General features: G+C 57.9%; 9 protein-coding genes. 3 read left to right on the top strand and 6 right to left on the bottom strand.

The features are described 5' to 3' along the window. Positions 1–19: 19 nt before the first annotated feature. On the top strand, positions 20–5053 hold the full coding sequence (locus ACM6IK_RS16515; RefSeq protein ID WP_414875173.1) for a dermonecrotic toxin domain-containing protein: 5034 nt from the start codon (positions 20–22) through the stop codon (positions 5051–5053). Positions 5054–5125: 72 nt separating this feature from the next. Here the strand turns inward: ACM6IK_RS16515 and argR are convergent, their stop codons facing one another. The 6 genes from argR to acs form a co-directional block, all read right to left on the bottom strand. Further along, positions 5126–6106, bottom strand: coding sequence for a transcriptional regulator ArgR (argR, locus tag ACM6IK_RS16510; protein WP_414875172.1), 981 nt, complete (start codon positions 6104–6106; stop codon positions 5126–5128). Positions 6107–6352: 246 nt separating this feature from the next. Continuing rightward, positions 6353–7117, bottom strand: a complete 765-nt coding sequence (locus tag ACM6IK_RS16505; RefSeq protein ID WP_414875171.1) for an ABC transporter ATP-binding protein — start codon at positions 7115–7117, stop codon at positions 6353–6355. Between the two features lie 37 nt (positions 7118–7154). Then, on the bottom strand, positions 7155–7853 hold the full coding sequence (locus tag ACM6IK_RS16500) for an ABC transporter permease (RefSeq protein ID WP_414875170.1): 699 nt from the start codon (positions 7851–7853) through the stop codon (positions 7155–7157). Continuing rightward, positions 7850–8539: an ABC transporter permease gene (locus ACM6IK_RS16495; protein WP_015096506.1), complete on the bottom strand. Its 690-nt coding sequence runs from the start codon at positions 8537–8539 to the stop codon at positions 7850–7852. The genes ACM6IK_RS16500 and ACM6IK_RS16495 overlap by 4 nt, the downstream gene beginning before the upstream one ends. A 91-nt stretch (positions 8540–8630) precedes the next feature. Then, positions 8631–9410, bottom strand: coding sequence for an ABC transporter substrate-binding protein (locus ACM6IK_RS16490; RefSeq protein WP_414875169.1), 780 nt, complete (start codon positions 9408–9410; stop codon positions 8631–8633). Between the two features lie 717 nt (positions 9411–10127). Continuing rightward, positions 10128–12083: an acetate--CoA ligase gene (gene acs, locus ACM6IK_RS16485; RefSeq protein ID WP_414875168.1), complete on the bottom strand. Its 1956-nt coding sequence runs from the start codon at positions 12081–12083 to the stop codon at positions 10128–10130. Positions 12084–12557: 474 nt separating this feature from the next. On the opposite strand from acs, the gene ACM6IK_RS16480 reads away from it, so the two are divergent. Beyond that, complete coding sequence (locus ACM6IK_RS16480; protein WP_414875167.1) at positions 12558–12821, top strand: DUF2790 domain-containing protein; 264 nt, start codon at positions 12558–12560, stop codon at positions 12819–12821. Positions 12822–13011: 190 nt separating this feature from the next. Continuing rightward, entirely contained in the window at positions 13012–13287 is a 276-nt protein-coding gene (locus tag ACM6IK_RS16475) for a hypothetical protein (RefSeq protein ID WP_414875166.1), read from the top strand. Positions 13288–13505: the final 218 nt, after the last annotated feature.

Raw genomic sequence — 13505 nt, 5'->3', positions numbered from 1 at the left:
ACGCTCAAGGACAAGCACAATGCAAACGCCTGAAGGACAACGACCAACAGTCACGACCAGCACGACGCATTCAGAACACCCCGCTACCCACTACCAATACCTTAAGAGCGCGGCTCCCGAATGGCTTGGCAAGGCATCGCCTGCCAGGCGCCAGGCGCTGAAGAGCACTCAGCCACGGCTCCTTGACCGACTCAAGGCTGCGTCGAGCGGGCAGCATGCAGAACTGAAGGCACTCAACGCCGCGCACTGGACCGCGCAAAATGATGTCGATCAGCAGCTGGCACGCCTGCAAGACGCGAGCAGATTTGCCGAGCCCTTGCTCACAAACGCCCTGAAAGCCCGGTTCGGACTTGAACTGGACGTCAGAAAAACCTTCCTGCGCCTGTACATACCCGCGACGATCCCCTGGTTCCCGATCAAGTCCGGAGCCGCACGCACCTGGACGGTTTCGCTGCTGGACGCGGCTTTGCACAACTTCGAAGACAAGGAAACGGAAGACGGCGCCTACGAACCTGACTCGACCTTCATTACCGAACCCTCCCCGTCCGGGCAATTCGACACCCTGCCATCCATCAAACGCACACTCACCATCCCGGCGTTTACCAAGCTGTGCCGGGAGCTGGATATTGGCGGCCAGTACAAAACCTACCTCGAAGAGAACCTGGGCGTGTCCAACCCGGACGTCGCGGCCGCACTGAGACCCAAGGTCGACGAGAGCCAGAAAGCCGCGCTCAAAGCCGCGCTGCAATTTGCACGGATGAACGGAGATATCCAGGAGGACTATTTTCGCCTGATTCAGGGCCTGCTCGATGGCCTGCAGGGCATGAGACTGGGTGGTGAAGCCTTGCTGTGTCACGACTTGACGATGATGTCCGCCAAACTGACTGGCGTCATTCTGTTTGCCCCGAACCTGGAACTCCCTCGCGTATCCGTACGGGTCGTGGCCTACATCCCCGATGACCCCGAGCACCCGATCAAGGAATACCGATCGACCGGCGAACTCATGCAAAAAATGACTCGGCAATTGCGCGACGCCGAATATCAGAATTTTTTCAGCCGGTTCGTTTCCCACGAAGACCGAGGCTATTTCTTTGGCAACCTCGCTAATCGCCTTGCGAAAGTGACATGGCATCAACACGAAAAGGGTGACCCGCTGCCTTCATGGCGCGAAACGCCGATTGATCGACCCGATCTGCAATTCGCGGTGACGCCGATCGACCGCGACCTGTGGACCCATCTTTATCAGGAAAAACTCAACAAGATCCTCAACGACGCACGGGGCATTGCTGTCTCAACCGCAGCAGCCGACCAGAAAGCTCGCTGGGAACTGTGGGACTCCTTCGTAAACATCGCGTCAACGATTCTTCAGATTGCGGCGTTCGTCGCCTTGCCATTCGTGCCATTTCTGGGGGAGATGATGCTGGCCTACATGGCCTGGCAACTGCTCGATGAAACGTTCGAAGGAATCGTCGATTGGGCGCAAGGCCTGACCGCCGAAGCGTTCGAGCACCTCATGGGAATGGTCGAATCGCTGGTCCAGCTGGGTGCCTTTGCGGTAGGTGGCACCATCGTCGCCGGTGAGTTTCGTCGAGTGCTCCCCAGTGAAATTGTGAAATTCATCGATCAGTTCAAACCCGTTCAGGTCTCCAACGGTAAAACCCTGTACTGGAAACCCGACCTGACAGCCTATGAGCAGAAAATCACACTTCCAAAAGGCTCGAAGCCTGACCATCTGGGCATACATGAGCACCAAGGCAAGAGCATTGTACCGATCGAGGGTAAACACTACGCCGTGCAGAAAGCCCCCGACACAGACGCCCATTACCTTCAACATCCCGATAGGCCGGATGCTTACAAATCCCCGCTGAATCACAATGGCTCAGGTGCCTGGAAAACCGAACTTGATCGCCCCCTGCACTGGGACAAAACCAGGTTAGCGCGCCGCCTCGGGCACAGGGCGGACGCCTTCAGTGACCTTGAACTCGATCAGATACTGAGCGTCAGCGACGTTCATGAAAACGTTCTACGCAAGATGCATGTCCAAAACGAGTCTGTACCGCCACTCCTGACGGATACCCTTGAACGATTCCGAATCGAAAAAGATATTCAGAGCCTTATCGATCAGCTGAAGAGCGACGATCCCGAGGAGTATCGCAAAGCCGATCCTCAAGCCCAGCTGCAACTGCTGACGAGCTACGGTCTGTGGCCAAAAACCAAAGCGCTGCGCTTTCTGAACGCCGAAGGGAAGACTGTCTGGGAGTTCTCCGAAAAAGCGCATCTGCCCGTCGTACAGATGCACGAGGCACAATTGAACAAAGGCGACCTTCTTAAAACCGTACTGGAAACCCTTGATCAGGATGAGATCAAGACGATATTCGGTGAAGGTTTCGGCGATCCAACGATCAATATCGACACTCGTGCCAACAACCTGAGAAAGAAGCTCGCACAAACCGCCGAACATAATCGCGCCTCGCTTTTCGAGTCACGCTACAGAGGGGTGGAGCTTACCCAGGATCCTCACACCCAAAAGCTCATGGCGGCAGAGAAAGGGTTGCCCAGCAGCGTCGCCCAGCAATTACTGAGTCAAGCCAGCGGCAATGAGCTTCGAGAGATCGATAATGGGCTTGTGCCAACGCGCCTGAAGGAGCTCGCACACCAGGCCAGCCAAGAGGTACGAGTCACACGGGCGTATGAAGGGCTTTATCTGGACTCCTCAGACACCATGGACACCGACAGGCTGGCTCTGCACTCACTCGAAAAACTGCCCGGCTGGTCAACGGATGTGCGAATGGAGGTTCATGACCGCACCTTTGGCGGTCCGCCGCTCGACAGCATCGGTAATCCACAGGCGCCAATCCGCAGAGTGCTGACCCTGAACACCGATGGCCAGTACCAACCCTATGACGACGAGGGCCTGCAATTATACGGTGCAACCGATCTCTATACCGCCGTTCTGCAAGCCTTGCCGGACACCCAACGAAACATGCTGGATATTCATATCGGCCAAAAAGGCAAACTCAGACAGGCGATCCGCGATAAGCCTCTGGAACGAAACGAGCTTCGAGTGACCCTTTCACTGCAGCCTATCCGGGAACCGGTCGTCCAGACCCTGCGCCTGTTGGGCAGCGACGGTTATCCCCGCGCGACAGGTGAAGCTCCACGCACACTGCAACAGAGAGCACGAGAGGTCTATCCGGGGCTTTCACCTGACGAGATCCAGGCCCTGATTCAAAGACTGCGCAGCCATCCCGAAGGCCCGCACGCGGAACTTTCGCGCCTGCGCAACGAATACTTTCAGCTGGTGAATGATCTTCATATCTGGGCCAATAACCCACCACGCATTCACCCTGAAACCCAGGCAATTCTCAGCCAGCAGGAAATATCCACAGAAATACGAAACCGAAGATTGCTCCAGGAGGAAATACTGCGCTGCTGGCGTAAGGAGACCGACTTATCTGATGAGCTACAAGGAGCAGAATACGGCTACACACTTAAACTTTCCAAACCGATACTCGGTGAATTCCCCGTCCTGAGCGCTGACTTCAGCCATATCTCCGTGCTGTCTCTCAATGGCAGCAGCGCAGCGCGCGCGACCAACCCTTTCCTTGAGCACTTCCCGGGATTACGTCGTCTGGAAATGCGCAATTTCGTCCTGAGAAGCGTGCCCCAGGCGATCAGCACAATGCCGGCACTTGATGAGCTGGTATTGAGTGATTGCGGCATCGTCCTCACCCCCGACAGCCAGGCAACACTTTCATCGCTGCACAGGCTTTCAATACTGGATCTGTACAACAATCCACTAGGCCTCGCTCCCAGCCTGGAAGCCTTTCCCGAACTGACTTACATCGACCTTTCCAATACCGGAATTTCCAGCGTTCCTGCTGGCCTGACGAATCACCCGCGACTTAGAACAGCCATCTTCAACGACAATCATATAAGCGAACTGCCCGCCTCGGTCTTTGATCTTCCGGCCAACATCGGCGAAGGGTTCGATTTCGGAAACAACCCACTGTCCTCGACCACCCGAGAACGGATAAAAACTTACTATGGCCAAACCGAACTGGACCTTGGGGTATTTGCCGAACAGGCCGATATCGATCGGACAAGAGCCCTGTATCCAAGCCTGGATAATGAACAAGCGAGTGATTTTATCTATCGCCTGCCCGGAACATTGCATGAAGGCCGGATCGAACTGACGCGCAAGGAGGCCGAACTCACCGCCTTGATCAGCGACCTCACCCTCTGGGCGACCGACGTTCCCGACGTCCACCCCACCACTGGCGCCCTACTCAATGCCAATGAGATGTTCGCCGAGCACGCCAAAAGAGAGGAGTTCATGCAAAACCTGGAACGGTGCTGGCGCCAGATACCGACACCCAGTGTCGCGGTGAGCGACTATGGGTTCGCGTCACATCTGGCAATCATGGGAGACCTGCCTGTACTGACGGCCGACTTCAGCCATGTGCCCGAACTGCACCTGACGAGCGCAGGGAACATTGCCCCGAGAGCCAGCCAGTTTCTGGAATACTTTCCGAACCTGGAAAGCCTTAGCGTGCGGGGCTATCAGCTGGACAACATCCCCGAGGCCGTATTCCGGATGGGGAGGTTGACCGCGCTAAGCCTGCCGGAGTGCCGTATCACCCTGACTCAGGAAACCCTGAACGCACTGGCAGGCATGGAGCGCCTTGACTACCTGAATCTCAGGGAGAATCCGTTAGGTCTCACGCCCGACCTTAGCAACATGACGGAGATATCCTCATTGAACCTCAGTCATACAGGCATAACCGAGATTCCAAGGGGGTTGCTCACGATTGAAAGCTGGATGGACGTCGACCTGTCCAACAACGCCATTACCGAGATGCCCGCCGAGATCATGGAGGTCGATCCCGGTATCAGTGACAGCTTCAACTTCAGTGGTAATCCATTCACAGAAGAAAGCCTGCAACGCATCGCCGCTCATTTCCGCGAAACGGGTAGCGATCTTGGTATTGACGAGATAGGCGACAGGCCGGCCCCGGAGATTGAAGCTCCAGATACTGACACTGAAGAGTAAGCGCAAGACATAGGGATAGAGCCATGGGGGACGATAACGCCCCCATGGCTCCCCTCACCCACCCCGTGAAACCTAACCGCGCTCTGAAGGCACCGATGACAATTCGAACGGGCTGCTGCTGCGCCGCTGGTTGCGATCTTCCCGCGGCGTGGCGCCGAAGAAATTGCGATAGGCGCTGGAGAAATGCGGCCCCGAGGAGAAGCCGCAGGACAGGCCGATCTGGATGATCGACTTGCTGGTTTGCATCAACATCTGCCGGGCCTTGTTCAGGCGCAGTTCCAGGTAGTACTGGCTCGGCACACGGTTGAGGTATTGCTTGAAGATGCGCTCCAACTGCCGACGGGACACGCACACGTGCTGGGCGATTTCGTCGGTGGTCAGCGGCTCTTCGATGTTGGCTTCCATGAGCAACACGGCTTGTGTGAGCTTCGGATGGCTGGAACCGAGGCGGTTCTGCAGCGGAATGCGCTGGCGTTCGCCGCCCTCGCGAATGCGCTCGACCACCAGTTCTTCGGAGACCGCACCGGCCAGTTCCGCACCATGGTCGCGGGCCAGCACCGCCAGCAACAAGTCGAGCACCGACAGACCGCCGCACGCCGTCAGGCGATCGCGATCCCAGTCGAACAGGTGACTGGTGGCGATGACCTTCGGAAAGCGCTCGGCAAAATCGTCCTGCCAGCGCCAATGCACGGCCGCGCGATAACCGTCGAGCAAGCCCAGCTGCGCCAATGGATAAACCCCGGCCGACAGCCCGCCGATCACACAGCCGGCACGCACCAGTTGTTTAAGCGCACTGCTGAGCGCTGGCGCCAGTGCGGTCGGTGGCTCGTCAGCGAGCAGGAACAGTTTCTGGAAATTTTCCAGCTTGCCGGCCCACGCCTCACCCGGCAACTGCCATTCGCCTTCGGTCGGCGGTTCGGCCTGCAGGAATGACAGTTCGTAAACCACGTCCGGATGCACACGCTGGGCAACACGCAAGGCCTCCTCAGCCAGCGTAAGCGTCAGTGCTTTAGTGCTGGGCCAAATCAGGAAACCAATTCGATGGGCAGTCATGGTGGGCAATCCGAAGCGGAGAACAGTGATGAAGGCATGGGCCAATGCTAGCCCGTAAATGAACGCAAATCTCAGAACCAACAGAGATCAAATGTGGGAGCGAGCCTGCTCGCGAAAGCGGTGGATCAGTCGACATCTGCGTTGAATGTCACACCGCATTCGCGAGCAGGCTCGCTCCCACAGGGGTCGGGGCCAGCCTCTAGGCTGCGAAGCATGCACTATCCCTGTGCACAACGGCAGTCCTGATTATTTCAAGCTGCCGGACAGGAATTGCTGCAGACGCTCCGATTGCGGGTTCACCAGCACTTCGCGCGGGTTGCCGCTTTCTTCGACCACACCTTTGTGCAGGAACACCAACTGGTTCGACACTTCACGGGCGAAGCCCATTTCGTGGGTCACCACGACCATGGTCCGGCCTTCCTGAGCCAGGGCCTGCATGACTTTCAACACGTCGCCAACCAGCTCCGGGTCCAGAGCCGAGGTCGGTTCGTCGAACAGCATCACTTCCGGTTCCATCGCCAGCGCACGGGCAATCGCCACGCGCTGCTGCTCGCCACCGGACATGTGGCCCGGATACGCGTCTTTGCGATGGGCCACGCCCACCTTGTTCAGGTAGTGCTCGGCTTTCTCGCGTGCTTGTGCCTTGGACATGCCCAGCACATGCACCGGCGCTTCCATGATGTTTTCCAGCGCGGTCATGTGCGACCACAGGTTGAAATGCTGGAACACCATCGACAGGCGCGAACGCATGCGTTGCAGCTGTTTCGGATCGGCCGCCTTCAGCGCGCCCTCCTTGTTCGCCACCAGCTTGAGCTCTTCGTTGTTGAGCAGGATCTTGCCCGCGTGCGGCTGCTCCAGCAGGTTGATGCAGCGCAGGAAAGTACTTTTGCCGGAGCCACTGGAGCCGATGATGCTGATCACATCGCCGGCTGCCGCTTTCAGGGACACGCCCTTGAGCACTTCGTGACTGCCATAGCGTTTATGCAGGTCTTGGACTTCAAGTTTGTACATGCTGTCGGTTCTCACAAAAACAGTCAGTCAGTGGTATTCAGTGCTTGCGCGGGGCCAGGTAGCCCAGCCAGCGGCGCTCGGCCATCTTGAACAGCTTCACCAGGATGAAGGTCAGGCACAGGTAGAACACGCCGGCGGTGATATACGCCTCGAACGGCAGGTAGAACTGCGCGTTGACCGTGCGCGCGGCACCCGTGATGTCGATCAGGGTCACGATGGACGCCAGACTGGTGGTCTGCAGCATCATGATCACTTCGTTGCTGTACTGCGGCAGCGCGCGGCGCAGGGCCGACGGCAGCAGGATGCGCTTGTACATCTTGACCCGCGACATGCCCATGGCCTTGGCCGCTTCGATCTCGCCGTTCGGCGTGGCGCGCAGGCTGCCGGCGATGATTTCGGCGGTGTAGGCGCTGGTGTTGATCGCGAAGGCCAGGCACGCACAGAACGTTGCGCTGGACAGCCACGGCCAGAGGAAGCTTTCACGCACCGCTTCGAACTGCGCCAGACCGTAGTAGATCAAAAACAGCTGCACCAGCATCGGCGTGCCGCGGATCACGTAGGTGAAGAGCCAGGCCGACATGTTGACGGCCGCGTTCTTCGAGACGCGCATCAAGCCCAGCGGCAAGGCGCACAGCAGGCCGAAGAACAGCGACAGCGCGAGCAGTTTGAGGGTGGTCACCAGGCCGCCGAAGTACAGCGGCAAAGCCTGCCAAATGACGTTGTAGTCGAAGATCATAGATCAGCCGCCCTTACGCCTACCGAGTAGCGCTTCTCAAGGTGACGCAATGCCAGCAACGACACACTGGTGATCACCAGGTACATCGCGGCCACTGCGAGGAAGAAGGTGAAAGGCTCGCGGGTGGCATCGGCCGCCTGCTTGGCCTTGAACATCATGTCTTGCAGCCCCACCACCGAAATCAGCGCGGTGGCCTTGGTCAATACCAGCCAGTTGTTGGTGAAACCCGGAATCGCCAGACGAATCATCTGCGGCACCAACACCCGGAAGAACACCTGGAAACTGCTCATGCCGTAGGCCATGCCGGCTTCGGCCTGACCCTTGGGGATCGCCATGAAGGCGCCACGGAAGGTTTCCGACAGGTACGCACCGAAAATGAAGCCCAGGGTGCCGATACCGGCGGCCAACGGGTTCAGGTCGATGTACTCGTCAAAACCGAGCAGCGGTGCGACGCGGTTGAGCAAGTCCTGGCCGCCGTAGAAAATCAGCAGGATCAGCACCAGGTCGGGAATACCGCGGATCACCGTGGAATACAGGTCGCCCAGCCAGGCCAGCCAGCGCACCGGCGACAGGCGCAGTGCCACGCCGATCAGGCCCAGTACGATGGCCATGGCCATGGACGACAAGGCGAGCTGAAGCGTCAGCCAAGCGCCATCGAGGATGACAGCCCCGTAGCCTTTCAACATGATTCAGGTCCTCGAAAGTTGGGATGAAAAAATGGCGCAAACCTCAGAGATCCTGTTGCTTGCGCCATTTCGGACTTGTCGCAGGGACGTGTTACTTGCCGTAGATATCGAAGGCGAAGTACTTGTCCTGGATTTGCTTGTACTTGCCGTTCTCGCGAATGGCCAGGATGGCTGCGTTGAGCTTGTCCAGCTCAACCTTGTCGCCCTTGCGCACCGCGATGCCTACGCCGTCGCCGAAGTATTTGACGTCGGTGAATGCAGGGCCGACGAAGGCAAAACCTTTACCGGCGTCGGTTTTCAGGAAACCGTCATCCAGCAAGGTCGCGTCCGCCACGGTGCCGTCGAGGCGGCCGGCGGCCACGTCGAGGTAAATTTCGTTCTGCGAACCGTAAGGCTTGATTTCGGCACCCAGCGGGGCCAGGACTTCGCGGGCGAAACGCTCGTGGATCGAACCACGCTGCACGCCGATGTTCTTGCCCTTGAGCTCGGTCAGGCCTTCGCTGACCTGAGTACCGGCCTTCATGACCAGGCGAGCCGGGGTGTTGTAGTACTTGTTGGTGAAGTCCACAGACTTCTTGCGATCTTCAGTGATCGACATGGACGACAGGATCGCGTCGATCTTGCGCACTTTCAGTGCCGGGATCAGGCCGTCGAACTCTTGCTCGACCCACACGCACTTGGCCTTCATCTCTTCACACAGTGCATTGCCGATGTCGTAGTCGAAACCCACGATGCTGCCGTCCGGCGCTTTCGACGCGAACGGAGGGTAAGCCGCTTCAATACCGATTTTCAGAGGTTTTTCATCGGCGAAGGTTGGCAGGGACAGCACGGACGACAGTGCCAGGGCGCCAAGCAGCACGAGTTTCTTCATCTTGGGACTCCATCGGTAAAGGGCAAAAACGGCAGAGTGAGCAACAGCCCAATATGCGAGTGAGTGGAACCAGAAAGCAGTGCTGCGTCCTGAGAAGCCGGTGTTTAAATTCAACACGAGCAACGACGAGCGAGTGATCGGCATTCTAACGACAGGCCCGAGGCCGATATTTCTTCAATGCGACAACTAATTACAGAAGCACTGAGAAAGCCGTTTTAGCGCGTTGACAGCCCTGCAAAATCATGCAAGAGCAAAAGACATTGAACCGATCTGTATTGCAAATTGCGGGCCTATTATTGGCAAACCCTTCTAATCCGGCAAGCGCAGCGTGGAGTCTTATTTTTCAGCGGTGCTTTTTAAACCCTGATATGGGGTGTGGCGTTTCCCAATGCCCCGCATTGAAGCGATACGGTTACACATTCAGTAACCTGAAGGAATGCAGGTAACAGTAGGAATTGTCCCACGACTGAAGCCGATATTTATTGGCCGATGTTTAAGTGGCGCCTGACAAACCGCTATCGCGAGCAAGCTCGCTCCCACAATGGTTTTGTGTCGAACGCAAATTCCGCATTCACCACAGATCCCCTGTGGGAGCGAGCTTGCTCCGGGCGGCGTTCCGACGATGAGGCCACCCCAGCCAACACAAAAACGGCAGGCACAAAAAAGCCCCACCAGGCTCAACACCTGACGGGGCTTTCAGTGACTCAGAATCAGCGTTTACGCGACATTCATCGTCTTATGCGTATCAATCAAATGCTGCACCACACTCGGATCAGCCAGGGTAGAGATATCCCCCAACCCATCGTACTCAGCCGTGGCAATCTTGCGCAGAATCCGGCGCATGATCTTGCCCGAGCGAGTCTTCGGCAGCCCCGGCGCCCACTGGATCACATCCGGTGAGGCAATCGGACCGATCTCCTTGCGCACCCAGTTTTTCAGTTCCAGGCGCAGTTGCTCGTTCGGCTCTTCGCCATTTTTCAGGGTGACATACACATAAATGCCCTGCCCCTTGATGTCGTGCGGCACACCGACCACCGCGGCTTCGGCGACTTTCGGGTGCGCGACCATCGCGCTTTCGATTTCGGCGGTGCCCATGCGGTGGCCGGACACGTTGAGCACGTCGTCCACGCGACCGGTGATCCAGTAGTAACCGTCGGCATCGCGACGGGCGCCGTCACCGGTGAAGTACATGCCACGGAAGGTCTTGAAGTAGGTATCGACAAAACGGTCATGGTCGCCAAACAGCGTCCGCGCCTGGCCTGGCCACGAATCGAGAATCACCAGGTTGCCCTCGGCCTCGCCTTCGATGATGTTGCCCAGGTTGTCCACCAGGGCCGGCACCACGCCGAAGAACGGACGCGCCGCCGAGCCTGGCTTGAGCGCGTGAGCACCCGGCAGCGGGCTCATCATGTTGCCGCCGGTTTCGGTCTGCCACCAGGTGTCGACGATCGGGCAACGGGACTTGCCGACATTCTTGTAGTACCAGTCCCAGGCTTCCGGGTTGATCGGCTCGCCCACCGAACCCAACAGGCGCAGGCTGCTGCCATCGGCGCCTTCAACGGCGGCGGTACCCGAGGCCATCATCGCGCGGATCGCGGTCGGTGCGGTGTAGAGGATGTTGACCTTGTGCTTGTCGACGATCTTCGCCACCCGGGTGATGTCCGGATAGTTCGGCACGCCCTCGAACAGCAGCGTGGTCGCGCCATTGGCCAGCGGGCCGTAGACGATATAACTGTGACCGGTCACCCAGCCGACGTCGGCGGTGCACCAGTAGACCTCACCCGGGCGGTAGTCGAACACGCGTTCGTGGGTCATGGCCGCGTACAACAGGTAACCGCCGGTGGTGTGCTGCACGCCCTTCGGCTTGCCGGTGGAGCCGGAGGTATAAAGGATGAACAGCGCTTCTTCGGCGCCCATCTCTTTCGGCGCACACACGGTGCCGGCCACTTTCATCAGGTCCTCGAACCAGATGTCGCGATGCGGGTTCCACTTGATGTCGCCACCGGTGCGCTGGCACACGATGACTTTCTGGATGCTGCTGGTTTCCGGGTTGGTCAGCGCGTCATCGACGTTGGCCTTGAGCGGGATCTTCTTGCCGGCACGAATACCTTCGTCGGCGGTGATCACCACTTTGGATTTGCAGTCGATGATGCGACCGGCCAGGGCTTCCGGCGAGAACCCGCCGAACACCACCGAGTGAATCGCGCCGATCCGGGCACAGGCCAGCATGGCGACCACGGCTTCGGGGATCATCGGCATATAAATAGTCACCACGTCGCCGCGGTGCACGTCCTGGCCACGCAGGGCGTTGGCGAACTTGCACACTTGCTCGTACAACTCGCGGTAAGTGATGTGGCGGCTTTCGGCAGGGTCATCGCCCTCCCAGATGATCGCGACCTGATCGCCGCGCTCGGCCAGATGCCGGTCGAGGCAGTTGTAGGACACGTTCAAGGTGCCATCGGCGAACCACTTGATGTCGACATGGTGATCGTCGAAAGAAGTCTGCTTCACCGTGGTGAAAGGCTTGATCCAGTCGAGGCGCTTGGCTTGCTCGCGCCAGAAGCCGTCCGGGTTGACGACCGACTGCTGGTACATGGCCTTGTAGGTCGCCTCGTCGGTCAGCGTGTTGGCCAGAACCTCGGGACGAACGGGATACAGGGAAGCCGCACTCATCTTTCTTACCTCGGTGGAATAGTTGTTTTTGTATGACCACGTTTTAGCCGGGCCGGGCCTATAGAACCATTCGACGATGGTAGTAACAAGCCCCTACAAAATGTCATGAAAAACCCTGAATGCCAGCTCCGCCGCAGCACCTGTGGGAGCGAGCCTGCTCGCGATGGTCGTCAACGATAACGCGCCCAGCCTGACACCCCACGGTGCTCTCTGGCCCATCGCGAGCAAGCTCGCTCCTACAAAAGAAGCGGCTATTCAGGGATTGTTACAGAATCTGTCAAAAGTGTTTATCAAATCCACGGCTATATGGACGAAGCGCCCACGCCTAAAATCAGCCACGCCAACAAGGCAACCCGATTAACCCAGTTGCAGCCCCCACGAAGGCAGTTAATCAAACACCCAGGTACTGAAGCTCCACACGCAATCCCAAAAGGATTGCGTGCCCCCTCTCGACCTTTAAAAGGTAAATATCAAATGAAAGCTTTATGGGTTCTGGCCCTCAGCAGCGTGTGCGTAACCGCCATGGCCGGCGAGGTCCCGACTGATGTCGCCCAGCAACAACCGCCCGTTGAGGAATACACTTACTCGATGAATCTGGACATCGCCAAAGTGATCTCCATGAGCGAAGCCCCGAATGTGTGTGAAGTTGTGCCGATGAAAATGGAATACGAAGACTCCAACGGTCAACGGCATATCCTGCGTTACAGCGCGATGGGCAACGGCTGCTCTAACGGCTGATCCCCTGCTTCACCCCTCCCCCAACAAGGTTCGACCCACCCGCCTCGATCAGGCAGATGAAGCGCCGAACCTTAATGATCGATTAAATCGATTGTTTTAAGCATTTATTTGCACTTTTTAATCGAAATAGTCCGCGTAGAATCAACTGCAACCCAAGACAAACAACGCCCACGACACTGGAGCAACGACCATGAAAACCCAACTGATCCTCGCCCTGACCCTCTCCGTCCTGGCTGCCAACACCTTCGCCGCCGATGGTTACGACCGCACTGGCTCGGCTGCTTACACCACTGAAGCCGCTGTCGCTGCCGACGGTTACGACCACACCGGTTCCGCGTCCTTCGCCGCCGATGGCGCAGACCACATTGGCGCCGGCAAACTGGCTTCCGACGGCACTGACCACACTGGCGCCGCCCGCCTCGCCGCCGATGGTGCCGACCACATCGGTGCCGCTCGCCTGAGCTGATCCGCCAGCGAGACTTCATAGCCCGACTTCGGTCGGGCTTAGTTGTGTCTGGAGCCTGAGAAAACCCCACCGAAACACAAGATGTAGTGAAAAATGCCTTTTTTGGTTATTTCTTGAGCAAAAATAATCCAGGGCAAAAAATCAGGAAAAAAAATCTTCCCCCGCCAACCTCGTGCAAAGCCCTGTAAACCCTCGCTCCGACCGAAATACGGCCGCCG

Source organism: Pseudomonas sp. IT-196MI5 (assembly GCF_949767415.1).
Taxonomy (GTDB): Bacteria; Pseudomonadota; Gammaproteobacteria; order Pseudomonadales; family Pseudomonadaceae; genus Aquipseudomonas.
The sequence above is the reverse complement of the archived record's forward strand: the minus strand, read 5'-3'. Positions and strand labels throughout refer to the sequence as shown.